Genomic DNA, 26,393 nt, shown 5'->3' with positions numbered 1-26,393 from the left:
TGACGGCGCTTATTCTTGACGATGCACGTGAAAGGTTTCACGTGCTGTGCGGAAAACGGGACCGACGCATGACCAGGAACGATCCGCCGCGCAATGATACCGGGCGGCGCGCGACGCTGAAGGAAGTGGCCAAGGCGGCGGGCGTATCGCTGGCCAGCGCCTCCTACGCGATCAACGGCACGGGATCAGTGGGGGAAGCGACCCGCGAGCACATTCTGAAAATCGCCGCCCAGCTGGGCTATCGTCCCAATCAGAGCGCCAAGGCGATGAAGACCGGTCGCACCGGCGCGATCGGCCTGATCCTGCCCGACCTGACCAATCCGTTCTTCCCCAGCCTGGCTCAGGGCGTGATCCAGGCGGCGCGGGCCCATGGCTACAGCGTCTTCCTGACCGACACCGAAGGCTCGCCCGAGGCCGAGCAGCGTTCGGTCAGCCTGCTGATCGATCGCGGGGTGGACGGCGTGGTCTGGTTCCCGATCGCCGACACCGACACGGTGGGCAAGCTGATCGGCAACACCCCGACCGTCGTGCTGGACCGCAACCTGCCGGGCTATGATGTGATCCAGGCCGACTATGCCGACGGGGGCCGGCTGGCGGCCGAGCATCTGATCGAGGCCGGTCATGTGGACATCGGAGTGATCTCCGGTCCGCATGCAGCGTCCAGCGCCCGCCAGCGCGCCGAGGCGGCGATCGCCGTGCTGCGCGAGCGGGCCAACCTGACCTGGCATGTGCACAACGCTTTCGCACTGGACCTCGAACCGCAGGTGACCGCGGCGCTGGAGACTCGCACCGCCACCGCCGTGATCGCCGGGACCGACCTGATCGCCATCGGAGTCATTCGCCACGTCCAAGCCATGGGACTGACGGTGCCCGACGACGTCTCGGTGGTCGGTTTCGACGACATCCCTTGGGCTCAGCTGAACAAGCCCGCCCTGACCACCATCGACATGCCTATCGAGGAGATGGCCGCCGCCGCGGTCGAGACCCTGGTGCGCCGCATGGCCAACAAGACCGAACCTCGTCGCCGGGTGATGTTCAATGTCGAGCTGATCACGCGCGACTCCGTCCGCCGCCTGGTCTGAGCATGCGCCTGGCCCTCGCGATCGGCCTGGCGACCTCGGTACTGGCCGTCGCCCCGGCCGGAGCGGCGGCCCCTCCCCGCCTGGACCTTCTCGGCGCCTATGAGGTTCCCAAGGACCTCGCGCTCGACGGCGCGCCGTTCGGTGGGGTCTCAGGGATCGATTATGATCCACGAGCCGGCGACTGGCTGATGATCTCGGATGACCGGTCCGACAAGGCGTCGGCGCGGTTCTACAGAGTGCGTCTGAGCTATGACGCGCGTGGCGTCTCGGCCTTCAGGCTGAACCGCAGCGTCGCGCTTCGCGGCGAGGACGGGAAGGCCTTTCCACCGACCGCCAGCTTGGCTGGCGAGCGCGCCGACGCCGAAGCGTTGCGACTCGATCCGAGCAACGGCCAGATCGTCTGGGCCAGCGAGGGCGATCCCGCGCGCGGCTTCGATCCGGCCTTGCGCCGCATGAGTGTCGACGGCGCGCCCTCGGGGCGCGTTCCACTGCCGACGAGCCTGGCGTTCGATCCCCATGGCCAATCCGGCGCCAGGGCCAACCAGACGATCGAGGGACTGAGTTTTTCGCCGGATGGCCGATCGCTTTGGATTTCGATGGAGGCGCCCCTGATCCAGGACGGGCCGGTCAGTTCGGTGCGAGCCGGCGGCCTGACGCGGCTCACCCGCCTGGACCGGAAGGGCCGAGTTCTGGCCCAGTACGCCTATCGGCTGGACCCCATTCAGGCCGCGCCCCGGGACGGTCTGCGCGCCGACAACGGGATCAGCGAGATACTGGCCGTGGACGATCATCGGCTACTGGTGCTGGAGCGATCCGGCGTGGAGGTCCGCAAGGGTCATTTCGTCTTCCATTGCCGCCTCTATCTGGTCGATATCCGTCATGCTCGGGATGTCGCTGGCCGCGAGAGCCTCGCCGGCGCCCCGGTCCGCCCGCTCGCCAAGCGCCTGCTGGTCAACTTCGCCAAGCTGGAGCGCGTCGACGCCGGCAATCTCGAAGCCATGGCCTGGGGGGCGCGCCTGAAGGACGGTCGACGCACACTGGTCCTGATGTCCGACGACAATTTCGATCAGGACAGCCCAGGCGTCGTTCTGGTGTTCGCCGTGACGCCTCGAAGCCACGACGGCGGGAGGTGACCGACAAGGCGACGAGGCTGATCGCGTCCCGGCCGCCTTCGGCCCCATCAGGACAAGGGGCCCGAGGAGCGCCCGACACGAGCGGTTTGGAACGTGCGACGAGCCGAGCGGTCGGGCAGGCGGGGGACAGCCCATCCACCATGCTGACGGACGGGACGGGCCGCCTACTGGCAAATCGGCGGTGACGCCGTTCCCTACCGAAAAAAGAACCCTTCGGCGGTGGTCTTGTCGCTGCGTTCGTCGGTGATCCGGCCGTCGGAATGTACGTTGAACGAGTACTGCGCGAAGTCGTGGGCGCCGGTCGCCAAGCCGGAGACCCGGTACAGACGCAACTGGAACGTCCGGTTGGCGTCGCACACGGCCGAAATCCGATAGGCCGTGCGTTCGGCTGAAAGGAACGACCGGATCGCCGCGGGCAGGGCCAGCGCCTTGCCGCCGAGCGTCAGGGTTGGTTCGGCGGAAGCCGGGACGCCCGCGCCCAGGCGATCGAGCACGAGCTTGTCGCTCCCGCACCGGGCCTCCGACCGCGTGCTGAGCAGTTCAGGGCGGGTGGGCTCGACCGCGGACACGACCGCGGGCTCGGCCTGCAAGCCGACCAGGAGCAAGGGCAACGCGACGTAACCGGGCATGGGTGTTCCTCTCCATTCACACTGATGGGGCGTATCGCCGGTGATCTCTAGCGAACCGGGGGGCTGGAGCGGGGCGTAAAGGCCTCATGGCGCGGCCGGCTCCATGAAGGCCTGGCGCGGCGCCAGGCCGATCGTCCCGGCCTTGGCGTCGTAGAGCACCGCGAAATCGTGGAAGGGCAGGTCGCCGGCGTTGAGCCCTTCCCAGGGCAGGTTCGCCGGCGGCGTCGTGAACACCAGGCGCGCGGAGCCTCGCCCAAGCGTCACCTCCTGCCTAGGTCCCAACGGATCGGTTTGGCCAAACCGTAGCTCGGCCTTGGCGCCGGCCGGCCACTCGTCGGGCGGGGGAGAGCGGGAAATGACGTTGAGGCCGGGCGCTCCACTGTCGAGCAAGGTCGGGGCGCACAGGCGTTTCGCGCCCTCGGCCGCCACCAGGCAAGTCGGAACGGTGTCCACCCAGTCGGATCCGTCGCCCCGCGGATCCCTGGCCAGGGGGAAGAGCGTGAACCTGGCCCGCTCGGCGGCCGTAGGGTTCAGGATCAGCTTGCCGGCCGTCGCGTCGCCGGGACGCGGCAACAGCAGGATCCAGGCCTGGTCCCGTGTCCGGGTCAGCGGATTGTCGACGTCCCCGGCCCGCAGCCCCGCGCCCAGAATGCCCAGGAACCCGTCGGTGGGCGTGGCCCCGCCGATCCGGAACTGTGCGGGCGACAGATTCGCCGCGGGGCACTGCGGTCGTTCGGGCGCGCAAGCCACCGCGGACGTCGCGCTGAGCTCGACCTCGGTCCTGAACTGGCCGATCGCCAGCGCCGCGCGGGCGGTCTTGCCGGTCAGCACCACGCCGTTGCGATAGGCGTAGCGTTGCGGGCGGGCGCCCCGGATCTCGGCGACCGGGCCGGCGGCGGGCAGCAGCCGCAGGCCGGTGGAGCCGGTGTCGAGCATGACTTCGATAGGGGCGCGGCCGGCGATGGACAGGGGGATGGAATAGCGGGGCGCGGCGTTGGGCCACCGCGTCTGATGAATTTCGATCTCCGAGCGACCCTCCGCGGCAACGTCGGAGGCGCCGATGGCCAGCAACAGCAAAAGCGCAATCACACCACACCCGCTCGCGTACTGAAGGGCGGCGGCCGAGATCCGAGGCCGCCGATCGATCCACGAATGCACGCTAAACGATCTTTTTTTGCGGCGCTACCCAGGGGCGGATGGAATCGTTCGCCAATGCAATTTCCGCTTGAGTCGCGCGGCCGGGGATTGGACCATCGTTTCATGTCCGACCTCTACGATCTCTACCGCGCCGATCACGACTTCCCCACCGGTGTGCGGACGCGGCGTAGCTATGTCATCGCCAGCACGCCGCGCAGCGGCAGCACGCACCTAGCCGCCTGCCTCTGGCGCGAAGGGGATCTCGGGGCGCCGCTGGAATATCTAAACCCGCTGCATATCGAACAGATGTCCGCGCGGCTGGGCGCGGAGAACTACGTCGACTATTGGCGGGCGGTCCAGGCCCGCCGCACGTCTCCCAACGGCGTTTTCGGGCATAAGCTGTTTCAGCCCTATTATGTGATGGCGGTGCGTCATTGTCCGGACCTGCTGCCCCTGTTGCGCAGCGACGTGGCGGTGCATCTGTACCGGCGCGACAAGGTCGCCCAGGCGGTATCGCTGGCCAGGGCCCAGCAGACCCAGGCCTGGTGCTCGTGGAGCGCGGACGCCTTGCCGTCGGTCTACAGCCGCGGCCTGATCGGCAGATGCCTTCGAAGCCTGCTGAACCAGGAGCGTTGGTGGCGATCGGCCTTCGAGTTGACGGGAGCGGACGTGCTTTCGGCGGCCTACGAGGACTATCAGGGGCGCGAAGCGGCGTTGGTCGACGCGGTGCGCCAGCGCCTGGGTTTGCCCCGGACCAGCGACTGTCCTCCGGCGCCGATCCCGACCTTGTCGAGGCAGGGCGACGCGGTCAGCGCCGAATGGATCGCGCGGTTCAAGGCCGACGTGGCCAGTCGGTTGGCGCGGGAGGGCGGCCGCGCCGGCGTCAACGAAGAACTGGCCCAGGCCGTGGGACTCTGACGACCGCCGGAGCGGCCGCCAGGGCGTCGGCTAGAGCCAGTCGCGCGACATGAGAAACACGACTGGCTCTAGGTTTTTGTCTTCGCATCGTTTTTGCGGAAAGCCGGTGTCCACCTTTCCGCACGATGCTCTAGAGCAAGCTGGGCGCGTCGTTGCCGTTGCGGGCTCGGGATTTGAACACCAGCACCGCGCGCAGCGCCGGACAGTCCCGGCTTGGCGTGCGGGCCGCGTGCGGAATATCGCCCGGGAAGGTCACCAGTCGTCCGGGCTTTGGGAACGCCGCGTGGATGACATCGCCGCCGCCTTGGTCGAAAAAGACGGTTTCGCCGCCCCAGTTGGCCTCCCACTGCGGGTGGGCGTAGTAGATGGTCGTCAGGTAGTCGGGCTGGGCGCTGTCGGTATGCATATGGCCGTCGCCCCCGAACGTATGGCCGTTGGCGTAGACCCGCACCGGGACGTGATCGCCCACCACCTGTTCGCGGATCAGCTTCCAAAGGGCGATCACCGGGGCGATCAGGGGCCGGTCGAGCAGGTCCGCCTCACAGTTGTCCAGGCTGTTCTCGTCGCCGCCGCCGAAATGCGAGTGCCAGAAGCCGTGATTGACCTGGGTGGTGTTGGCCCGCCAGCCGTAACGCCAGATATTGCGGTCCATCAGGCCCGACAACTGCAGTCTCAGCTCGGCCGGGACGATGTCATCGACCATGCGGATCTCGCCATCCCTCGGGGGACGGGCCCGCAGGGCGATGGAGGGAGCGGCCCGATCGAAGCCGTAGGTGTCGGACAAGGCTTCGCGGGCCGCGGGGCTGAGCCAGGGGAGCAGGCCGCGCAGGCCGGTTCCGGCGTCCGCGCGCTGGCGGGGCTGCATGCGCGGGAACTGCTCCAGCCAGTTGGCGGTGAAGATGTGGGCCAGGTCGCGAAGGTCGCTGCGCGCGACCGGCTCTTGAGTCCGGTCCAGCAGGGTCAACTCGCCCGGTCCGCGTGGCGATAGGGCCAGGAAGAAGCTCCGCTTGGTCATCGCTCCGAACAGGAACGCCAGCCGCTCGGCGCGTTCTCCGATCACCGCCGCCACGTCGTGGCGACGGTCGGTCGAGACGATCGCGCGCTTGAAGCTCTCGGTGCCGTAGATCGAATGGAACAGGCCCGCGTCGCACACGGCCGACTCTTCGCCCCAGGCCGCCAGCATGGCCGCGGTGGCTTTCAAGTGGTCCATCAGCGCATGGCCCGAATGCGCCACACCCGTTGCGCCGAACTGGTCGAGGAACCGAAGCTTGGCGTCCATCGGATCGTCCCGGATATGGGCGGGACGAACGAGAACGGCGGTCTCGGAAGAATCGCTCATCTGGGACTCTCGTGGCTGGAAAACGAAGGCTGGGAGCGGTCTGGGCGGGCGCTGTTGGACCGGGATACTCGGCGCGCCCCCGTTAGGTTCGACAGTCGACAAGAACCAGGCCGCGCACGATCGTGCGTTCGCCTTCGTTCTTGCTGTAGAGCATGCTGAAATACGAGATCGTCTTGATCAGCAGCAGCGGGTCGCCATCCAAGGGCAGTAGGCGCAGGTCGAGCCCATGCGCCCTGGACGCGGTCTGAAGCCGCTTGAGGGCCGCGGCGTCCGCGGTTCCGTCGACCCACCGGTAGAACAGCGCGCAGTCCAGATCGCCAGGATCGGGTTTGGGACCGATGGCGCTGCCGCCCAGCAAGGCCGCCACGGCTTGCCCGCCGATGGCGTCCAGCGCCCGGACCGTAACGGCCAAGGCCTCGATGAAGGGCCTGCGGTTGGCCAAGCCCTCGCCCGCCACCAAGCTGGAGAGATCGATCAGATAAGGCGTGGCGTTGATCGGCGTGCTCAGGCGCTCTGGACTGACGAAGGGCGGAAAGCCTTGGATCTCGGCCTGGCGAAAGCAGGCTTGGGTCAAGGCCTTGAACCCAGGCGGCGGGGGTTCGTCGCGGGAGGTGGACGGTGGTTGGCTTTCCGTCACGCCATGGCTGGCGTGCGACGTCGGACGCTCGAAAGGGGATGCGGCTGGCACGGACGCGGAGATCCCGAACTCGCTTCTGTTGCGCCTACCCTAGGTTTTGTTTTTGCCTGTCCGCAAGGGCTATTTGAGCAAACCTGGGTTGTTTTTCGACGCGACGCCCTTGCCTGGCGACCGGATGCGCGCGTCCCTGTTCGAGGGCGGGCGGCGAGTCCGAATGTCAGCCGGAAACCCCCGCCGGCCTGGCCGCCACGGACACGGTCGGCGAGGGCAAGGCGTCGTTGGCCATCAGGAACAGGCAACGCTCGACGAAGCCGAACAGGGGCTCCCAACGTCCGTGCAGTTCGGCCTCGCGCACGGCCAGGGTGAGGGTGCCGCCCGCCAAGGTCGTCAGTTCATGGAGTGGGGCGTAGAGGCGCGGCCGGGCCAGGCCGTGCCGCAGGAGCGCGTTGAACAGCATGCGGCCGGTTCGGCCGTTCCCATCCACGAACGGATGGCAGTTGGAGATCGCGGCCAGGGCGATGACGGCCTGATGGATCACCGGTCCGTCCGGTGCGCGCAGCCGCTCATGGATCAGGACCATGCGATCGGCGATCGACGCGGCCGGTGGGAAGGCCACCCGCCGGCCGCTCTGATCGCGCTCGGTGCCGACGCCGCGACGTCTCGGGACGACGCGCCGTCGCAGCCCATGGCTGGCCAGGGTCGCCAGGCCTCGAACGAAATCAGCGGTGTCCTCCGCCGCGATCGCGGTGATCAGGCGCTCGCCGAACTCGTCGACCACGCTCCACTCGCGCAGCGACCGGCCCTCGCGCGCGGCCCCGGCGTCGGGAGCGAACCAGGGGCTGAGAGGGTGTCGCAGCGCCGGATCCAGATTCCAGTCCCGGCTGAGGTTGAGAGGGGCCCCTTCCAGCCAGGCGCGCACACGCGCCTCCATCATCGGCGGCGCCGCGAGGACGTGAGCCTGGGCGCGGGCCGCCAGGTCGGCCACCTCGCTGGTGGCCTGCGACCAGTCGGGCCAGGGGAAGAAGGATCTTCGCCGCGCGGCCGGGCTCAAGGCGTCGCTCCGTCGGCCGCCACCAGGGGCAGCGACCCGTCGGGCCTGCGCGTGCTCGTCCCCAGGGTCTGTTCGATCGGAGCCGGATCGCGGACCCCGACGGAGTCCAGCGTGTCGAGCAGTCCCGTCCAGGGCGCCCGCAGGGCGCGGCGCGGCTCGACGGAAATCGGCGTCAGGCCAGGGGAAAAGTCGACGAACCGCAGCTCGCCCATCGCCGCCAGCAAGGCGGTGGAGGAGACATATTCCTGATAGGCGGTTTCGATCAGGTTGAACTTGGCGTCGCGCAGTTCCTGTTCGGCGTTGAGCACGTCCAGGACGGTCCTGAGCCCCAGTCGCTGCTCTTCCTTGACGCTCTCGTAGGCGACCTGCTGGGCCTTGAGCTCTTCGCGCCGCGCCGAAAGCGTGCCGCGGGCGGTGGCCAGTTGGTTCCACGCCTGCGAGACGCTTCGGATCGCCTGCCGGCGCGCGTCGTCCACGAGCAACTGGTCGCGATGCGCCTGAGCCTCGGCGGCCGCGACGCGCGATCGAACCGCGCCGTTCAGGGGGATGATCTGCCGCAAGACCACGGCGGCCGTGGTCGCCCGAGCGTTTTCGATGGGGTTGAAGCTGTTGAGCGGCGTGGCCGCGCTCTGGACCTGAAGCGAGATGGTCGGCCGGTTCGGCGTCTTGGCCAGCTGGAGGCGAGCCTGCGATTGCTGCTGGGCGTAGATGGCGATCCGCAGGGCGTGGTTGTTGCGTTCGGCGCGGCTGAAGGCGTCCTCGATCGCCCCGGGCAGGTTGGGCGCCGCCGGCGGGGGCGCCAGGTCCCCGGGGTTCTGCCCGACCACGGCCAGATAGTCGCTGCGGCTCTGCGCCAGCTGGCCCTGGCGCGCCAGCAGCCGGGCCCGGGCTCCGGCCAGTCGCGCCTGCGCCTGCGACCGGTCGGTGATGGTCACCTCGAACAGGGCGAACTTGGCTTCCGTGTCGGCGAGCTGCTGCTCGAGCACCTGGACGTTCTCGCGGGCGATCGCCACGGCCTGTTCGTCGCGGCGCACCGCCGAGAAGGCCGCGACCAGGCTCTGCAGGATCTGTTGCTCCGACTGCAGGAGAGCCTCGCGGCCGGCGGCGACCTGGGCCCGCGCCAGGTTCAGGCCCGCATGGGCCGCGCCGCCTGAATAGAGCGGTTGCTCGACAGACAGCTGATCGGTGTTGGAGGTGGCTTCGGCCTCGACGCCGCGCGCGTCGCTGTGGGTGCGGGTTCGCGCGATCTGGAGCGAGGCGGTGGGGCCGTAACCGGCCAGGGCCTGGTTTTCGGCCTCCTGCACGGCGCGCAACTGCGCGCGCTGCGCCTGGAGCTGAGGGTTGGCGTCATAGACCAGGGCCACGGCCTGGGCCAGCGTCTCGCCCCTGGCCGGCGGGCCGCCGCCCAGGCCCGCGCCCAGGAGACCCGCGCCCAGGAGACCCGCGCCCAGGAGACCCGCGGCCAGGAGACCCGTCGTGAGGCGACGAGGCTGGCGTCGAAACAGCGGCATCGAAGGCGCCTTGGTCAAGCGGTGGCCAGGGGCGGGGGCTCGGCTTCGTCGCCGCTGGCGGGCGAGATCCGGGAGCGGCGGCGATCAGCGGTCGCCGTGCCGTCCTCGATCATGATCACGCGGTCGGCGGCGGCGATCGTCTCGGGCCGGTGGGCCACGACCAGCCGGGTGATGTTGAGCTTGGCCAGCGACTGGTTGACCAGGCGTTCGCGCGCCAGGTCCAGGTGCGAGGTCGCCTCGTCCAGGATCAGCACGCTCGGCTGGCGATAGAGCGCGCGGGCCAGCAGGATGCGTTGCTTCTGGCCGCCCGACAGCGACGAGCCCATGTCGCCCACGAAGGTCTCCGTACGCATGGGCATGCGGTTGATCTCGTCCTCCAGCCCCGCCAGTCGCAAGCATTCGTTGACGCGATCGATGTCGATGGTTTCGTCGAAGAACGTGACGTTGTCGGCGACCGAGCCCGAGAGCAGCTCGTCGTCCTGCAGGACCACGCCGATGTTGCGGCGAACGCCGCGGGGCCCCCAGACATTGAGCGGGATGTCGTCGATCCGTACTTGGCCGTACGTCGCCGGATAGAGGCCGCAGAGCACCTTGACCAAGGTCGACTTGCCCGAGCCCGACGGTCCGACGATCGCCACGAACTCGCCGGGTTCGACGGTGAAGGTGAGGTTCCTGAGCACCGTGGGCTCGTGCGGAGCATAGGTGAACCCAACGCCTTCGAGGCTGACCTTGCCCTTCATCTGCGGCAGGCCGGCGGTCGGCTTGTCGATGTCGGTTTCGGTCGGCGTCAGGACGATGTCGGCCAGGCGGAAGGTGTAGAGATCCAGCATCTTCCAGGAGACGGCCTGCTCGATCAGGTTGGCGCCGCGATCCAGGAACTGGGTGTGATAGGCCATGAAGGCGTAGAGGACGCCGATCGACATCTGGTCGGCCATGATCATCCGCGCCGCCAGATAGATGACCACCACGCTGGCCAGACCGCGGATCAGCTTCTGCGCGCCCCCCACGCCGATGGTCGCGAAGGCCGAAAGCTGGCTGGCCCGGATGCTGTCGGCCATCCGGTTGGACCAGTCGGCTTGGCGTTCGGGCTCGGCGCCCATCACCTTGATCGTCTGGATGGCGCGCAGGGTTTCGATGCGCTTGCCGTTCTCGATGATGCTCGTGGTCAGCGACTTGGCAGCGTAGTTCATGGTCAGCGGGATCGAAAGCAGACGCACGACGATGTAGAGCGCCAGACAACTGACGGTGACCGCGGCCAGGCTGGGAGCGAAGACGAACATCATCACCGCCGTGGCGATCGACAGCACGCCGTCCAGGACGACAGCGATCAGGCCGCCGGCGATGAGGTTGCGGATCGGATCCAGAGCCTGGAACCGCATCAGGGCGTCGGCCAGCCGTCGACGCTGGAACCAGGGCAGCGGCAGCCGGATCAAATGATGAAACAGCCGCTGGGTCATGTCCCAGTTCATCAGGGCCGAAAGCTTCTGGGTCGCGAAGCCTCGCAGCGTGTCGGCCACGACGTTGAAGATGGCGAACAGCCCAAAGCCGATTGCAAGGCCGGTCAGCAGATCGAAGTCGCCCTTCAGGACCGCGTCGTCGACGACGAACTGCATGTAGAAGGGGCTGATCAGGACATAGACTTGGAGCACCAGCGAAAGCACGACCACCTGGCCAAGCCCGCCGCCCAGGCCCGGGGCCCAGCGCACCACGCTCCAGAGATTGAGCGGGGAGCGATCGCGACGGCGCTGGAACGCGGGCGTGGGCGAGAGCTCCAGCGCCGCGCCGGTGAACTTGGCGTCCAGGTCCTTGAGGCTGACCTTCACGTGGCCCCGCCTGGGGTCGAAGATCTTGGCCCAGCCGCGGTTGACGCTGATCAGGACCACGAAGTGCGACAGACCCCAGTGCAGGATGGCCGGGCATTTCACGTTGGTCAGTTCCTGGGGCTCGCACCGCAGCGGGCGCGCCGCCAGGTTCATCGAGCCGGCCAGGTCGATGATGTCGCGGAAACTCATGCCGCGAGAGGACATCGGGAAGCGTTTGCGCAGTGAGGCCAGGTCGGTCTCGTCGCCGAAGATCTGCGCCACGGCCGCCAGGCACGACAGGCCGCATTCGGCGGCCTCGGTCTGTTGGAGTCGGTAATCGGGGGTCATGGGCTACTGGACCTTCGAGCGCTCGCGCATGGCCAGGATGGGGTCGAGCACCCATTCGATGAGCGAGTGACGGTCGAGGACGATCTCGCCGCTCAGTCGCATTCCGGGCATCAGCGGCCATTCGCGGCCATAGGCGGAGACCGTCTGGCGATCGAGCCTGGCGACGACCCGGTAGAGCGGTTCCTTGCCTTCGGGCGCGGCCACGCCGGCCGGCTGGTCGGCGGGCGCCACCGGAGCGTCCGACACCTCAGTGATCGTGCCGCCGCCGACGCCGAACCGGCGATAGGGGAACGCCTCGTATAGAAGCCTCACGCGGTCGCCCTTTCGCACGAAGCCGATCGCCTTTGACGACACCCAGAGCTCGGCGGTCTGCTGGGCGTTGGCGGGCAGCAGGATCGCCAGCTGACTGCCCGGAACAGCCGTCTGGCCCGGACGGGCGGCCAGCGCCGCCACACGGCCCGACCGTTCGGCGGTCAGCAGGACCTGTCCCTCGCTGGCCAGGGCCGCGCGCCGCTCCAGCAATTCGGCCCGGCTCTTGGCGATGTCGGCCTGGGCGGCGGCGCCGTCGGCCCGGGCGCGCCGGGTTTCGATCTGGGCCTGAGCCAGGTTGGCGCGGGTCTCGCTCAGTTGCCGCTCCAGTCCCGCGACGCTGATCTTGGCCTCCAGCAGGCTGTCTTCGCGCTGGCGCAGCTGGATGGCGGGCATCAGCCGCTTCTCGAAAAGCTCACGGGCCGAGGCGACGGTCTGTTCGTTCAGCGCCTGGCGACCGCGCTGCAGTTGCAGTTGATCCTCCAGCCCGCGGATTTCCTGGATCAGGCCGGCTTGCCGGGCCAGGCCCAAGGCTTCGGTCTGTCTGGCGCTGGCGCCTCGCGCCTCGCCCTGCGCGCTGATGGCGTCTTCCTGCTGGGCCGAGGCGGACGAATAGAGGCCCGAAACGGCGCCGGCGTCGACGGTCGCGTCCAGCGCCATCTTGATCAACGGCGCGCCGGCCGAGATCGTCTGCCCGTCCTTGACGAACACCTGCGAGATCACGCCCGCGCGCGTGGTCGTCAGCTTGATGGCGCCGGCGTCCGGCTCGATCCGGCCGGGAACGCGCTCCACGCGGGCGTACCGCGTGAAGATCAGGAAGGCGAAGCCCGCGAGCAGCAGGACGCCCAGGAAGCCCGTCAGCACCCAGCTGCTGACGCCGAACGTCTCGGACGGCGAGCCCAGGCGCGAGCGCGCGGCCCTGACCGCGTTTTCCCGAAACAGCGAGGCGTCGTCGTCGTTGGACGGCGGAGGGATGGCGATCTTGATGTTTTTCATGGCCGGGACGTCCGGCCGCCGAGCCGCCGCGAGCCCGGGGCGCCAGCGCGCGCGCGCGTCGCGCAACGCTGTCGGCGGCGAACGATCTGGATACGCAACGTCACGCGGTCAGTCCTTGCGGGCCGCACGCCGTTAGGCTCAAGTTGAAGCCGGTACGCCCCCATCGGGATTACCCTAGATACACATTCCAAAATCACACAACATAAAGTCGCGCTGGCGGGAGAAAAAGGCGCGACCCCGTCATCAGGCTCGAGCTCCCATGTCGGCGACCTGAGCCAGGGCTTCGCTCACCGGATCGGCCCAGCGGCCCGCGCGCGACTGCTGCGCCACGGTCATGTTTTCGTACCAGGGCGTGCGGCGCTGGTTTCGCCGCCAGCGCCAATCGACGCCGGCGGCGGCCAGAAGCAGGATCGTGCGACGGCCCATCGCGCCGGCCAGGTGCGCTACGGCGGTGTCGACGCTGATCACCAGGTCGAGGTCGGCGATCACCTTGGCGGTGTCGACGAGCGAGGCGTCGTCGCCGAGCGGCGTAAGCATGCGCTCGGCTTCGGGGGTTTCGGCGATCTGGCTCGCGCCCGGACCAATCTGAAGGCTTACCGGTTGGACGCCGGGCGCTCGCAGAAGGGGCGCCAGGGCTGACAGGCGGGTCGAGCGATGGGCGTCCCGCGGGTGGTCGGGATTGCCTTGCCAGGCGAAACCGACCGCAAGCCGGCCGCTTTCGGCGCGCGCGGGCCTGGAACCGATCACGTCCTGGAACAGGTAGGCCGAACGCGCCAGGTCCGAACTCCGCTCCAGCCCGAGCAGGGCGGGCAGGCTCATCAGGCAGCACCAACGCTCGGCGCGGCTTATCAGGGGCTCGTCGATCCGATGAAACCGGGGGGCGGGCGAGAGCGACCTGATCGCCGGTTCGAGATAGGCGCGGCCGACCACCGTCACCTCGACGCCGCGGCGGACGAGGTCGGGCAGAAAGCGCGCGAACTGCAGCGTGTCGCCCAGGCCTTGTTCCGGAAACACCAGAAGGTCGGAGGGTAGGGGTTCGCCCACGCGCCAACGCTCGACGCTGCGTCCGCTCGATTTGCCGCGCAGTTGCGAGAACGGGGTCAGCCTCAGCGCGTCCAGTCGGTTCTCCATGTCGATCCAGCCTTCGCGCCAATTGCCCTGGCGAAGACGCGACAGGCCGCGGCAGAGGAGGGTGTCGGCGGAAGGGGCGGCGTTCAACGCCAGCTCATAGGCTTCCTCGCTGGCTCGCGCCTGGTCGTGATAGGCCGCGTAGGCGCCGAAGGCGGCGGCCATTTTCGGCGGAATGGAATGGCGCGCGGCGATGTCCCTGAACAGGCGCGCCGTCTGGGCGTAGCCGCCCTCCCGCATGCTCGCGGCCAGTCGGGCGCCCAATTCCCGAGGCGCGTTGGGCAGCGGCGGTGTGGACTGTAGCGACAACTACAAATGTTCCTTGCGCACCTTTCTCGGCAACCTATGGTGGCTTTCGGCTGTTTGGCAACGCCGTTTTTCGCCTTCCGCGCGCGTCCGCACGAACGCTCGTTTGATCACGAAAATTTTATTACTCAATCTAAGGGTACGATATGGATTCTTCCACTTAAGCGTGCCCCAAAATCGTGGCCCCGCATGGTGGGGTGACGCCACATAGGTGCGATGACATGCGCGAGCTTACGTTGGAAGAGCTGGAGTTGATCACCGGCGGTACGACCACGGACGATACTTGGGTCGACGGCATCACCGTCACTGGCTACCCCGATGGTGGTGATGGCTGGGACGGTTGGTGGGACGGGGGCTATGACGGCGGCGACGGCGGTTACGACGGCGGCGGCGGCGGTGACGGCGGCGATCCGCCCCCGGAAGAATACCCGCCGTGCGTCGCGGCCGCGCCGGAAGGCGTCGACGCCGGATCGATCCTCGACGCCGCCCGCAACGCGGCCTCGCAAATCGCGGCGGGCAACGACGAGACCTACGAATATGGCGCGCTGATCTACGAACACAACGGTTCCGTGGGCGTGGGCAACGTCTATACGCAGAGCAACACGGGCCAGGTCGACATCGGGGCCGGCGGCGTTCCGGACGGCGCGCGCATCGTCGGCTACATCCACAACCACCCCGATGTCGGCGGCATCGACGATCGCACGCCGTCGAACCACAGCGGCGGCGACTGGGACCAGTACACCAGCCTGGTCAGCAGCACCTCGCTGCCGCGGGGCATCACCGCCGACCCGAACATGCTGCTGTTCATCTATACGAACGAGGATGGTTCGGTTCGGGCCTATGACAAGACCGACAAGAACACCAACACCGCCAGCTGCGCCGTCTGATCCCGGCGAGCGACGGCAAGGCGAGCTCCGTCATGTCGTCGGAAAGGGGGTGGTCCTTTCGGGCCGCCCCCGGACCGAACCGCCCGGCCGGCGCTTCAACGCCGCCAAGATCTCCGCCTCAGTGAGCATCCAAACGGATCGCCGTCAGCGACTTCGTCAGCAAGGCGAACCCCTCCCGCTCAATGCGCGCATCCGGGAACAGCAGCTTCATGTCGCCGAAGGTCGGGAGCCGGGGGTGCTTGTCGAGCCGCTCGTAGGCGTCGTGAAGCGAGCCCGATTTCCGCCCGCCACGCAGATCGAAGTTCATCAGCATCCAGGCCTGGAGCGGCAACGGCAGCCAGTGAAAGAAGAGGCGGCGGTAGTGAGGCTCCACCGGGAACCAGAAATAGGGGGCCTGGACGTAGAAGCTCTTGCCGACGCGCCGGACTTCGGAGGCGTATCTGCGCTGGGCTCGCCATGTGACGACGCCGGCAGGGTCTTCCACATGCTCGATGACCGAGTTCGAGACGACGATGTCGAATGCGTTGTCCTCGTACTCCAGCGCGCAGGCGTCCCCCACCACGTAGGTGAAAGTTTCGTCGTCGGCTCCCGACCGAGGCTCAAGGTTGAGAACGGTGATTCTGACGTCCATTCCCTCCAAGGAAGGCATGATAGGCCGCCAGAAATTCGCCGTCCCCCCGACGTCGAGCACCCGGAGGGGGCCGCCGCCAGAGCGGGCGGCCTTCAGCAAGGGAAGCAAATGCCTTCGAGCGCGTCGCGAACGCGCGAACGCGGAAATACTGTCGAATATAGCCCACCCCCAACTAAACCACCGATTTCACCCGGCGATAATGCAATCATGTAATCAGCCAGGGATCAACGACGGTCGCCACCGAGGATCGCGCGCATCGCCGACCACGGAGCCAAGCCCGAGAACGCGAAGAAGCCCGCCGCTGGAGAGCGACGGGCTTCAGGATCATGGAGGCGAACCTGGTTCGCCCATGGCCTGGGCTGACAGTCCTTCCGGCCAGTCCGCGGTCGCCGCCAGCCTCGAACATCGCGCTCGATCCTGTCTATCAGGGCGCCTTGAACCACGGCGGTCGCACCACGAACCGCAAGTTCAGCGGGTCGGGCGCGCCGGGATAGTAGTCGGTGCTGATGATCTGCGCGCCCGAGCGCAGCGCGGCCTGCAGGCGACCCTGGTCGTGCAGGCGGGCTTCGCGGGTGTCGGCGTCGCTGCGGGTGCGGACCAGGAAGCCCTGGGCGACCAGGTCCTTGATCCGGGCTTCCTCGGCCCGGGGATCCTGGATGTTGAACACCGCGGCTTCGGGCTCGGCGGCGTCGTACAGGCCGAACATCATGCGGCCGGCCAGGGACGGATGGTCCTGGCGATAGAGCTGGGCGATCCGCGGGTTGGAATCCAGCACCAGCAGCACCTTGCCGCGCGACGCCGCCAGGCTGGGCCAGCGCCCGTCCGTCGCCGCCTGGCGCAGGGTGGGAGCGTCGCCGCGCAGGTCGTCCGGCGCGACGACATGGGCGCGGCCGAACGCCCGGACCGCGTCGGCGTCGAGGCCCGCGAGGTCCGCCTCGGTATAGGCCGGCGGGTTGGGAATGGCGGGCGTGTCGAACGGCTCTTCCTTGGTGTTGACGAAGATCACGATCAGGTCGTGATCGGGATGGGCGCGAGACCAGGCGGCGACCTGGCCGAAGCAGTCGGCCAGGGTCAGGCAGAGCGTGCGCGCATCGACGACGGGGGCGTGCAGGACCTTGGCGCCCGGCCGCTTCATGGTCGCCAGCCGGGCCGGATCGCCGGCATAGGGCGCGGCGTAGAGACCGCCGGCGCTATCGGCATAGGGGTCGAATTCCAGCTGGCGCAGGCCCAGGTCCAGTTGCGCGGCGATCGGCGGATGGCCGTATTCGACGCCCGTGGAACGCGGGCCCATCACCTGGCGCTGGTGGGCCAGGGCGGCCGGGTCCAGGTCCGGGCGATAGCTGTTGTGCGAGCCCAGCACGTGCATGGCGTTGAGCCGGGGCGCATCGGCGGCGTGGGCGCCCAGCGGCGACAGCAGTGGCGCCATCAGTGGCGCCATCAGGGCGATCGACGACAGCAGGGCGGCGGACAGGCGCATGACGGATCTCGTGAAGGGAAAAGTCGGCTGGGCGCGCGGACGCGCCCAGCCGCGAGGTGAAGCGGCCGAGGGGGCGGCCGCCTTCGGGGGACGGTTAGAACTTGCCGCGCAGGGTCAGCGAGACCGTGCGGCCCCAGTGATAGATCTCCATCGGCTGGTCCTTGGTCTTGCCGTAGACGTAGCGGATCTCGTTCGTGAGGTTGGAGCCTTCCAGCGTCAGGGCGTAGTTCGGCGTCAGGTCGTACGAGATCGAGCCGTCCAGCGAGCCATAGGCGTCGATATAGGACTCGGCGGTGGTGGTGCTGCCCGTGCCCGACAGGTAGCGCGAGCGCCAGAACCAGCCCAGGCGCGCGGCCAGCGGGCCTTTCTCGTAGTAGCCGACCAGATTGTAGCTGGTCTTGGACAGGCCGATCAGGTCGTCCTTGATCTGGCGGTTGCCGGCGAAGTAGCTGGCCTTGCTGTCCACGAGCGTCACCGAGGCCTGGACGCCCAGGCCGTCGAACGGACCCGGCAGGAAGGCCAGGCTCTGGTTGTAGGCCAGTTCGACGCCGGTCAGCTTGGCGTCGCCGCCGTTGACGCTGGTCGACAGCAGGATGTCGCCGCGGCCCGGGACCTGGATCGTGGTGTTCTGCTGGGTGATGTAGTCGTCCATCTTCTTCCAGAACACCGCCCCGGTCAGGGCCGTGGTCGGGGCCGGGTACCACTCCAGCGAGGCGTCCAGCTGGTCGGCCAGGAACGGCTTCAGGGCCGGGTTGCCGCCCGAGGCGTTGGGCGAGTCGCGCGAGACGCTGATGCGCGGCGCGCTGTCGGTGACGTTGGGCCGGTTGACGACGCGCGAGGCGGCGAAGCGGGCGATCAGGGTGTCGCTGAGCTCGGCCTTGACGTTCAGGCTGGGCAGCCAGTTTCCATAGTCCTGCGGATAGGCCACCGGCGTCAGGACCGGGTTGTTGCTGGCGTCGGTGCTGGTCAGGGTGCCGCTCGCCACCTGTTCGGTGCGGGCGTAGCGGACGCCGACATTGCCGCTGATCGGCACGACGGCCTCGAACCGGAAGTCGCCGCGCACATAGGCGCTGGTGATCTTCTGGTCGACGACGAACGAGTTGCGGGCGTCGGCGGCCGACAGCGGCTGGGCGGCGACGGCCGGGGTGAACAGGCTGTTGTAGAAGGCCGTGGTGGTCGGGGTGACCCAGTTGCGCGGCGTATTGCCGTCGAAACCCGACAGGAAGTTCTTGTAGGGGAGGGCCTCGTAGAAGGACGAGCCGAGCGTGCTGACCGGCACGTTGAGGTCGTTGTTGAGCACCCAGTCGCGACGGCGGTAGTCGCGCTTCAGGTTGTGACGCTCGGCCCCGAAGGCGATCTTGCTGAACCAGCCGTCGAACACCCGCCCGCCGTCCAGCCGGATCGTCTCGTCGGTGTCGCGCGAATCCTTCCAGGTGTAGTCGAAGGCCTGGCCGACGAAGTTGGCCGGGTTGGTGTAGTCCACCGTGGTGGTCAGCTGCGGGATCGACTTGTAGCCGCGCGAGAAGTCGTAGGTCAGCGGGCCGAAGAAGGCCAGGCGGTTGCGCTTGGTGGCCTGGCCGTCCGGATGGTAGCTGCGGGCCCGCGAGAAGGCGTATTCGGCGTTGAAGCTCCAGGCGCCGGGCGTCCAGGTCTGCTTGAGGCCGACGGCGGTCAGGTCGTGGCGATTGAGGCTGGTCTCGCGCGAGGCCATCCAGCGCACGTTGTTGATCGTGCCGCCCACCACGGTGTCGCCGACCACCTTCTGGCTGCCGGCCACGAAGGTCGGGGTCCGGAAGGTGGTGTCGTCCGGATAGATGTCGAGGCCGAACTCGTCGTAGTCGACGTCCAGGCGCGTCACCAGCACGTCGACGTCGGTCTGGAAGTCGCCGTTCGGCCGCCATTGGCCGGTCACCGCGCCGGAATAGAGCTTGCGATGCTCGGTCTCGATGGTCGGACGGGTGCGCGAGGGCGTGTAGAGGCCGCTGCCCAGCGCCGATTTGAACTTATCCAGGTTCCAGCCCACCTGGTACAGGCGATCGTTGCGGACGTGGCGCTCGTCGTAGAGGCCCGAGGCCAGCAGGCCCAGGGTGTTGTCGGCGCTGGTCCAGCTGAGCAGGCCCGAGGCCGACGGATCGGCCTTCTTGCGCACGTCGCCATAGGTCTCGCGGATCGAGAAGGCGGCCTTGTGGCCGACGTCCAGCGGCTTGAAGGTCTTGATGTTGATGTTGCCGCCCAGGGCGCCTTCGTCCATGTCGGCGGTCGGGGTCTTGACCACCTCGATCTGCGAGATCAGTTCGGCGGGCAGGACCTCGAAGCGGAACTGGCGGCCCTTGGCGCCGCCGTTCTCGATCAGTTCGTTGACCGCGATCGAGCGGCCGTTCAGCTCGACATACTGGAACTGCGGACCCAGGCCCCGGACGCTGACATAGAGGCCCGCGCCGCGCTGGCGGTCGATGGTCACGCCGGTGACCAGTTGCAGGGCCTCGGCGGCGTTGCGGGTGGGGAATTTGCCGATGTCCTCGGCGTTGATCGCGTCCAGGCCATAGGCGGCCGAGCGCTTCAGGGCGGCGGCGGCCTGCAGGCTCTTGCCATACGAGGTGACCACGATCGTATCGACGGTGTCCGCCGCTTCGGCGGGCGCGGCGGTGGGTTCGGCGGTCGGTTCGGCGGCCTGGGCGGCCTGGCTGGAGGCCAGGGCGGCGAAGGCGAGAATGGCGACGGCGCCGGCGCAGCGCGCCGACGAGTTCTTGGAGCGGATCATCTTGTCCCCCGATCGGTTGCGACCCGCGGGGAGGCGCGGGTCGAGGGGGTAGAACGAAAGCCCGGCGGTTCGCCCTCAGTTCGCCGTCGGTGAATTATTTGCGACGACCTGTTGAAAACCTTGGGCTTTCATCCGTGCCGAGATGAATCCTTGGCCGGGGTGATGACCAGGCTTCCGTCGGGCGTCGTGTGGGTCTTCACCGGCAAGGCGACCTCCAGGGCGGCGCGGACGTCGTCCAGCCGCTCGACGCGCACCGAGCCCGACAGGCGCAGGTCGGCCAGGGCCGGATCGCCGAGGATCACCCTTCGGCCGGCCGCGCGCGAGAGCCGCTCGGCGACCTCGACCAGGCCGGCGTCGGCGAAGACCAGGCGGCCGCTGGTCCAGGCGGCGTCGCCCGCCACGTCGCCGGCTTCGGCGCGACCGCCGTGCTCGGTCGCAAGGTAGCGCTCGCCGGGCCGCAGCAGCACGTCGGGCGCGCCCGCCTGGCTCACCCGCAGCGAGCCCTGCACCAGCGACACGGTCAGGCGGCGCCCGCCCGCGACATTGAAGCGGGTGCCCAGCACCGTCAGGGTGCGGTCCGAAACCGCCACGGTGAAGGGGCGTCGCGCATCGTGGCCGACGTCGAAGAAGGCGTCGCCTTCGGTCAGGGCCAAGGTCCGGGCGCGCCGGGAAAACCGGGCGGTCAGGCGGCCGCCGGGACTAAGGGTGATGCGGCTGCCGTCGGCCAGGGTCAACCGCGCCGCGGCGTGCGGCGGGGCGACATAGGTCTCCGTCCGGGGATGATCGACCAGCGCCACGCCGGCCACGACGCCGGCGGCCGCCAGGGTCAGCCCGCCGATCAGCCAGCGGCGATCGGTTCGATGCGGCCGGCGCGTCGCCGGGCGGTCCAGGCCTGTCTCCAGCCGCACCGAGCGGCGCAGGGCGCGCACGGCCGGATCCTCGGCGGCCAGGCCGATGGCCAGCCACGCCTCGCGGGTCTCGGCGATCTCCTCGCGCGCCTGGGCGGAACCTTCGGCCCAGGCGTCGAGCACCGCCTGTTCGGCGGCGGACAGGGGGCGCGAAAGGCTGGCGGCCAGAATCCGGCGCGGGTCGGATCCGGCGGGCTCGGTCGGGGTGTCAGGCGTCATGTTCGGTTCCGATCGCCAGGCGCAGCCGCGCCAGGGCGGTCATCATGTGTTTCTCGACGGCGCTGACCGACACGCCCAGCCGCGCGGCGGCCTCGGCCTGGGTGAGGCCCTCGAAGCGACAGAGCACGAAGGCCGCGCGGACGCTGGGGCTCAGGGTGTCCAGCGCCGCCACCAGGCTGCGCAGCCGCTCGCGGCCGGCCAGGGCGGTCTCGGCGGACGGCTCCTCGTCGGGCAGGCCGGGATCGACCTCGACGTGGCGGTCGCGCCGGCGGGAGCGTTCGTGGCGCTCATGGTCGATCAGGGCGTTGGCCGCCACGGTGAACACCAGGCCGTCGGGGTTGCCCCAGTGCAGGCGCGCGAACCGGCGGGACAGGCGCATGAACACCTCCTGGGTCAGGTCCTCGGCGTCTTCGGCCCCGACCGAACGTCGCTGGAAGAAGCTGAGCAGCGGTCGACGATAGCGCGAGACGAGGGTGTCGAACCGCGGCGCGTCCAGCGCTGGCCGCGGCTCGGCGGCGTCGCTGGCCCTGACCGGCGGCTCCTCGTCGGTCGACGCCAGGCTCGGGAAGATCAGAACGCCCATCGCAGCCTCGTGGACAGGTAGCGGCCCCAATGATGAATCTCCATCGGCTGATCGCGGCTCTCGCCGTGGACGAAGCGACGCGCGTCGGCCAGGTTCACGCCTTCGACGGTGATCGTCGCCTGTCGGTTGATCCGCCAGGACGCCGCGCCGTCCAGCGACCCGAAGGCCGCCGTGGTGGCCGGGGCGGTGATCGAGCTGCCGATCGTGGTCAGGTAGGAACTGCGCCAGTTGTAGCCCAGCCGCACGGACGCCCGGCCGCGCTCGTAGAAGGCCAGCAGGCTGTAGTTGGTGCGCGACAGGCCCAGCAGGGCGTTGCGGATCACCCGGTCGCCGGCGAAATAGCTGGCCTGGCTGCGCACGAGGGTCAGCGAGCCCTGCACGCCCAGGCCGTCCAGCGGCGCGGGCAGGGTCTTGAAGGAGCGGCTATAGGCCAGCTCCAGGCCCTGGATGCGGGCGTCGCCGCCGTTGACGTTGGTCGACAGCAGGATCTCGCCGCGCCCGGGTACCTGGATGAAGGTGTTCTGGGCGGTGATGTAGTTGTCCAGCCGCCGGTCGAACACCGCCCCGGTCAGGGCGCCCCCGGACGGGAAGTACCACTCCAGCGAGGCGTCCAGCTGGGTGGCCAGGAACGGGTCGAGATCGGGATTGCCGCCGTTGGCCGTCGGCGTGTCGCGGGCCAGGGTGATGCGCGGGGCGTTGTCGACGACATTGGGGCGGTTGACCACCCGTGAGGCGGCCAGCCGCAACAGCAGGTCCGGGGTCAGGGCGACGCGAAGATTGGCGCTGGGCAGCCAGTTTCCATACGACTTGCGCCACTCGGCCGGGATCGGTTCGGCCCCGCTGGACAGCACGCCCGTCGAGACCTGCCGGGTGCTGGCGTAGCGGACCCCCACGTCACCGTCGACCGGCAGGCCGTACCAGCGGGCCGAGAAGTCGCCGCGCGCATAGGCCGAGACGATCTTCTCCTCGACCACGAACGAATTGCGCAGGTCCGACACCGACGGGGCTCGCGCGGCGATCTCTTCGGTGAACAGGCGCTGGTGGAAAGCCCGGGCGTCCAGGGCGACCCAGCGTCGCGGCAGGTCGCCCCGCGTGCCGGCCAGATAGTCCGAGACCGGGGTCTGGCCGTAATCGTCGCGGCCCAGGCTGGTCAGGGGGGCGCCGACGACCGTGTCGAGGATCCAGTCGCGCCGACGATAGTCGCGCACCCGCCGATGGCCTTCGACCCCCACGCTGAACCGGCCCGGGCCCAGCGACCGGGCGAGATCGGCTTTCAGGGCCTCGTCGGTGTCGCGCGAGTCCTTCCAGGTGTAGTCGAACGCCTGGCCGACGAACCGCGCCGGATCGGTGTAGTCGACCGTCGTCCTCAGGGTGGGCGCGGTGTGCAGGCCGCCGCCGAAATCGTAGATCAGGGGCGCGAAGAAGGCGGCGCGCGCCCGCACCGTGCCCCGGCCGTCGGGATGGTAGCTGCGGGCGCGGGAATAGGCGTAGTCGACGTCCAGCGCCCACGCGCCCGGCGTCCAGCTCTGCCGGACGCCGAAAGCCGCCAGGTCGTGGCGATTGAGGCTGGTCTCGCGCGAGGCCATCCAGCGCACGTTGTCGATCCGGCCAGCTTGCACGGTGTCGCCGACCACCCTCTGGCTGCCGGCCACGAAGGCGGGGCGGGCGAAGGTGGTGTCGTCCGGATAGATGTCCAGACCGAACTCGTCGTAGTGGGCGTCCAGGCGCGTGACCAGCAGGTCGACGTCGGTCCGCCAGTCCGGCGAGGGCCGCCATTGCAGGGCGAAATCGCCCGACATCAGGCGGCGGTCCTCCAGCTCGATGGTCGGTCGCGTGCGCGTGGGCGTGTAGAGCCCGGCGGGGAGGACGGGGGTGAAGCGGTCGAGGTTCCAGCCGGTCTGGTAGAGGCGGTCGTTGCGGATCCGCCGCCGCTCAGCCATGCCCGCAGCCAGAAGGCCGAGACGGCCGTCGGGCGAGACCCAGCTCCAGACGCCCGACACCGCCGGGTCGGGCTTGCCGGCCAGGCCTTGCGAGGCCCGGACCGACAGCACCGCGCGCGGGCCGCGCTCCAGCGGCTTGAAGGTCCGCACGTCGATATTGCCGCCCAGCGCGCCCTCGTCCATGTCGGCGGTGGTGGTCTTGACGACCTCGATGCGGTCGATGACGTCGGCGGGCAGGACCTCGAAGCGGAACTGCCGGCCGCGAAACCCGCCGTTCTCGACCAGGTCGTTGATGGCGATCGACCGGCCGTTCAGCAGGACGTTCTGGAACTGCGGTCCAAGGCCCCGGACGCTGACATAGAGGCCCACGCCGCGATGGCGCTCCAGGCTCACGCCCGGCGCCAGCTGCAGGGCCTCGGCGGCGTTGGCGGCGGGCAGGCGAGCGATGTCTTCGGCGCTGACGGCGTCCAGGCCGTAGCCGGCTTGGCGCTTGAGCGCCAGGGCCCGCTCCAGGCTGGCGGCGTAGGCGGCGGTGACGACCAGCGGGGCCACGTCGTTCGGGCCGTCTTCCTCGGCGGGCGGACCCGGCGGACCGGGAAGGGACACGCGCCTGACCTCCGGCTCCACCGCATAGACCCCCGCGCGGACCTTGCGGACCCTGAGGCCCTGGCGACCGATGATCGCGGCCAGCGCCTGGTCCAGGGCCATCCCATGCCGAACCGGGTTGGCGACCAGGCCTTCGACAAGACGCGGTTGGAAAAGGATCTGGACATTGCGTTCGATGGCCAGCCGCGTGAGGGCGGGACCCAGGTCCGGCCGGGCCTGGGTGTGGCCGAGGGTCGGGATCGAGCCGGCCGTGGTGATCGCCAGCAGCGTGGCGCGACAGAGGTTGCGTGGCATGCTGCGAGGAATCTCGGGTCCCGACGACGCGACCGAACCAAGCCGTCACTAGTCGGCTTGGGTGACGGATTGACGACAGATCGACCCGTTCGTGGCGTCGTATTGCATGGGGAAGCGGCCCGCGCGCCTCCCGCCCTTGCGTCCTGGCTAGGCGCCGATCAGGCGGCGCAGGTCGCCCAGCGGGTCGCTCACCACCTTGCTTTCCAGGTCGAAGATCATGGTCTGGCGCCTGGCCAGGTCATAGCGCGGCCAGTCGGGCAAGCTCGCCGTCCGCGGATCGCCGGTCTTGGCGAAGGCGACCCAGGCCGGGTGCATCTGGGCGGCCATGCGGGCGGGGCCGTCGCCCGGGCCGACGAAGAAGCGGATGTTCTCGTAGGTGCCGAACACGAACGACAGCTCCATGGCGTGGGACGCCTTGAGCTTGCCGCCCAGGGCCGGCGACTGGTCCCAGTCCATTCGATACATCCAGACGGGCGCGGGCTGGGTGAGCTTGCGCTCGGCCAGGGTCACCGAGTCGATCCAGAAGGCCTTGGCCGTCTGGAAGGCGATGGTCAGCTCGCCGGGCGTCGCGCCGGGATTGGCCGCGCGCAGGGCGGCGATGATCGGGTCGGCCTTGTCCGGATAGGCGTCGCGGACGCCCTTCTGGAAGTCGGCGTCGGTCTGGTTGACCACCGTCGGGACGTTCGACAGGAACAGGGCCATCTCGTCGCGGTTCGAGCCGATCAGCAGCGGCACGTCGGAGATCCAGGGCTGCGGGCCCGGCGTGAACGGGCCGCGCGGCAGGGCCTGGCCGTCGATGCTGGGCACGAAGCCGTCGACCAGGAAGCCCGGGCGGGCGGCCCCCTTGGCCTTCTCGACCGCCGCCTTCTGGCTGTCGAAGATGGTCTTGCCGTCGAGGGCGGCCAGGGCGTCGACATCGCCCGGCTTCACGCCCAGGACCTCGGTCAGCGCCCCGCCCAGGGCCTGGGCGTAGTCGCGGGGCGCCGCGTTCAGGCCCGCCCCGCTCTGGATGATGGCCCGGCGGAACAGGCCCTTGGCCGGCGGCATGCCCAGCAGCAGCGAAACCTTGGCCCCGCCGCCGCTCTCGCCGAAGATCGTGACGTTGTCGGGATCGCCGCCGAAACGGGCGATGTTGGCCTTCACCCACCGCAGGGCCAGGACGATGTCCAGCATGCCGGCCAGGCCCGAGGACCTGTAGTCCGGCCCCCAGCTGTCGGGCAGCTGGGCGAAGCCGAAGACGTTCAGGCGGTGATTGACCGAGACCAGCACCACGCCGTCCCGGGCGAAATGGTCGCCATAATAGGTCGGACGGCCCGCCGCGCCCTCCCAGAAGCCGCCGCCGTGCAGCCAGACCATGACCGGCCGCTTCCCGGCGTCGAGCCCGGCGGTCCAGACGTTGAGGAACAGGCAGTCCTCGCTGTGTTCCTCGGTCTTGGGGGCGTCGGGGCCCGGGGTCTGCATGGCGGCCGCGCCGAACTTGTCGGCTTCGAGCACTTTCGACCAGGTCTGGGGCGGGCGGGGCGGGCGGAAGCGCAGCTTGCCGACGGGCGGGGCGCCGTAGCGAACGCCGCGGAAGGCGTTGACGCCGCCCTCGACCCGCCCCCGCACCGGACCGTGGTCGGTCTGGACCACCGCCGTGGCGACCCCTTCGCCGGCCGCCCGCGCGCCGGCCGCCCGCGCGCCAATCGCCCGCGCGCCGGTCGGCGCCGCCAGCGCGGCGGCGGTCGCCGCGGCCGACGCCATCCATTCCCGCCTGGAGAT

Annotated in this window: 20 protein-coding genes; 4 read left to right on the top strand and 16 right to left on the bottom strand. The window is 69.2% G+C overall.

Annotated elements, in window-relative coordinates:
* Nucleotides 1–68: 68 nt before the first annotated feature.
* Complete coding sequence (locus AC07NX_RS02945) at nt 69–1,082, top strand: LacI family DNA-binding transcriptional regulator (RefSeq protein WP_494638978.1); 1,014 nt, start codon at nt 69–71, stop codon at nt 1,080–1,082.
* A 2-nt stretch (nt 1,083–1,084) separates the two neighbouring features.
* On the top strand, nt 1,085–2,215 hold the full coding sequence (locus AC07NX_RS02940; protein WP_494638976.1) for an esterase-like activity of phytase family protein: 1,131 nt from the start codon (nt 1,085–1,087) through the stop codon (nt 2,213–2,215).
* 194 nt (nt 2,216–2,409) lie between these two features.
* Here AC07NX_RS02940 and AC07NX_RS02935 read toward each other — a convergent pair whose 3' ends face one another.
* Together AC07NX_RS02935 and AC07NX_RS02930 are read right to left on the bottom strand one after the other, a co-directional pair.
* Complete coding sequence (locus AC07NX_RS02935; RefSeq protein ID WP_494638974.1) at nt 2,410–2,844, bottom strand: hypothetical protein; 435 nt, start codon at nt 2,842–2,844, stop codon at nt 2,410–2,412.
* An 84-nt stretch (nt 2,845–2,928) separates the two neighbouring features.
* Nucleotides 2,929–3,780 (bottom strand): hypothetical protein, encoded by an 852-nt coding sequence (locus AC07NX_RS02930; RefSeq protein WP_494638972.1) that lies wholly within the window; start codon nt 3,778–3,780, stop codon nt 2,929–2,931.
* 324 nt (nt 3,781–4,104) lie between these two features.
* Between AC07NX_RS02930 and AC07NX_RS02925 the strand changes: the two genes are divergently transcribed.
* Nucleotides 4,105–4,899, top strand: coding sequence for a Stf0 family sulfotransferase (locus tag AC07NX_RS02925; RefSeq protein ID WP_494638970.1), 795 nt, complete (start codon nt 4,105–4,107; stop codon nt 4,897–4,899).
* Nucleotides 4,900–5,029: 130 nt separating this feature from the next.
* On the opposite strand, the gene AC07NX_RS02920 is transcribed toward AC07NX_RS02925, so the two are convergent.
* The 7 genes from AC07NX_RS02920 to AC07NX_RS02890 all read right to left on the bottom strand — a co-directional run bounded on the left by AC07NX_RS02920 (nt 5,030) and on the right by AC07NX_RS02890 (nt 14,110).
* Nucleotides 5,030–6,238 (bottom strand): DUF6817 domain-containing protein, encoded by a 1,209-nt coding sequence (locus tag AC07NX_RS02920; RefSeq protein WP_494638968.1) that lies wholly within the window; start codon nt 6,236–6,238, stop codon nt 5,030–5,032.
* Nucleotides 6,239–6,320: 82 nt separating this feature from the next.
* Nucleotides 6,321–6,812 carry a DUF6932 family protein gene (locus tag AC07NX_RS02915; protein WP_494638966.1) on the bottom strand — a complete coding sequence of 164 codons (492 nt, stop codon included), beginning with the start codon at nt 6,810–6,812 and terminating at the stop codon, nt 6,321–6,323.
* A gap of 280 nt (nt 6,813–7,092) precedes the next feature.
* Entirely contained in the window at nt 7,093–7,926 is an 834-nt protein-coding gene (locus AC07NX_RS02910; protein WP_494638964.1) for a Fic family protein, read from the bottom strand.
* Nucleotides 7,923–9,437, bottom strand: coding sequence for a TolC family outer membrane protein (locus AC07NX_RS02905; protein ID WP_494638962.1), 1,515 nt, complete (start codon nt 9,435–9,437; stop codon nt 7,923–7,925). Before AC07NX_RS02905 ends, AC07NX_RS02910 begins: the two co-directional genes overlap by 4 nt.
* A 14-nt stretch (nt 9,438–9,451) precedes the next feature.
* On the bottom strand, nt 9,452–11,587 hold the full coding sequence (locus AC07NX_RS02900) for a peptidase domain-containing ABC transporter (protein WP_494638960.1): 2,136 nt from the start codon (nt 11,585–11,587) through the stop codon (nt 9,452–9,454).
* A gap of 3 nt (nt 11,588–11,590) precedes the next feature.
* Nucleotides 11,591–12,892 carry a beta-barrel domain-containing protein gene (locus tag AC07NX_RS02895; protein ID WP_494638958.1) on the bottom strand — a complete coding sequence of 434 codons (1,302 nt, stop codon included), beginning with the start codon at nt 12,890–12,892 and terminating at the stop codon, nt 11,591–11,593.
* Nucleotides 12,893–13,135: 243 nt separating this feature from the next.
* A complete protein-coding gene (locus tag AC07NX_RS02890) occupies nt 13,136–14,110 on the bottom strand; it encodes a glycosyltransferase family 9 protein (protein WP_494638956.1) in 975 nt (324 codons plus the stop codon).
* A gap of 437 nt (nt 14,111–14,547) precedes the next feature.
* On the opposite strand from AC07NX_RS02890, the gene AC07NX_RS02885 reads away from it, so the two are divergent.
* On the top strand, nt 14,548–15,213 hold the full coding sequence (locus AC07NX_RS02885; protein ID WP_494638954.1) for a hypothetical protein: 666 nt from the start codon (nt 14,548–14,550) through the stop codon (nt 15,211–15,213).
* Nucleotides 15,214–15,331: 118 nt separating this feature from the next.
* Here AC07NX_RS02885 and AC07NX_RS02880 read toward each other — a convergent pair whose 3' ends face one another.
* From AC07NX_RS02880 to AC07NX_RS02850, 7 genes are all read right to left on the bottom strand, one after another.
* The gene (locus tag AC07NX_RS02880) at nt 15,332–15,943 is read right to left on the bottom strand and encodes a methyltransferase domain-containing protein (protein ID WP_494638952.1); all 612 of its coding nucleotides are present in this window, start codon (nt 15,941–15,943) and stop codon (nt 15,332–15,334) included.
* Nucleotides 15,944–16,268: 325 nt separating this feature from the next.
* Nucleotides 16,269–17,321 (bottom strand): phosphatidylinositol-specific phospholipase C domain-containing protein, encoded by a 1,053-nt coding sequence (locus AC07NX_RS02875; protein WP_494638950.1) that lies wholly within the window; start codon nt 17,319–17,321, stop codon nt 16,269–16,271.
* A gap of 94 nt (nt 17,322–17,415) precedes the next feature.
* Nucleotides 17,416–20,082 (bottom strand): TonB-dependent receptor, encoded by a 2,667-nt coding sequence (locus AC07NX_RS02870; protein ID WP_494638948.1) that lies wholly within the window; start codon nt 20,080–20,082, stop codon nt 17,416–17,418.
* 128 nt (nt 20,083–20,210) lie between these two features.
* Nucleotides 20,211–21,209, bottom strand: a complete 999-nt coding sequence (locus tag AC07NX_RS02865) for a FecR family protein (protein WP_494638946.1) — start codon at nt 21,207–21,209, stop codon at nt 20,211–20,213.
* Nucleotides 21,199–21,792 (bottom strand): RNA polymerase sigma factor, encoded by a 594-nt coding sequence (locus AC07NX_RS02860; protein ID WP_494638944.1) that lies wholly within the window; start codon nt 21,790–21,792, stop codon nt 21,199–21,201. The genes AC07NX_RS02865 and AC07NX_RS02860 overlap by 11 nt, the downstream gene beginning before the upstream one ends.
* Nucleotides 21,780–24,632, bottom strand: coding sequence for a TonB-dependent receptor (locus AC07NX_RS02855; RefSeq protein WP_494638942.1), 2,853 nt, complete (start codon nt 24,630–24,632; stop codon nt 21,780–21,782). The genes AC07NX_RS02860 and AC07NX_RS02855 overlap by 13 nt, the downstream gene beginning before the upstream one ends.
* A 147-nt stretch (nt 24,633–24,779) precedes the next feature.
* Nucleotides 24,780–26,375, bottom strand: a complete 1,596-nt coding sequence (locus tag AC07NX_RS02850; RefSeq protein WP_494638940.1) for a carboxylesterase/lipase family protein — start codon at nt 26,373–26,375, stop codon at nt 24,780–24,782.
* Between the last annotated feature and the right edge of the window lie 18 nt (nt 26,376–26,393).

The organism is Caulobacter sp. GW821-FHT09A05 (assembly GCF_059418465.1).
This window is presented reverse-complemented; position numbering and strand designations above follow the sequence as displayed.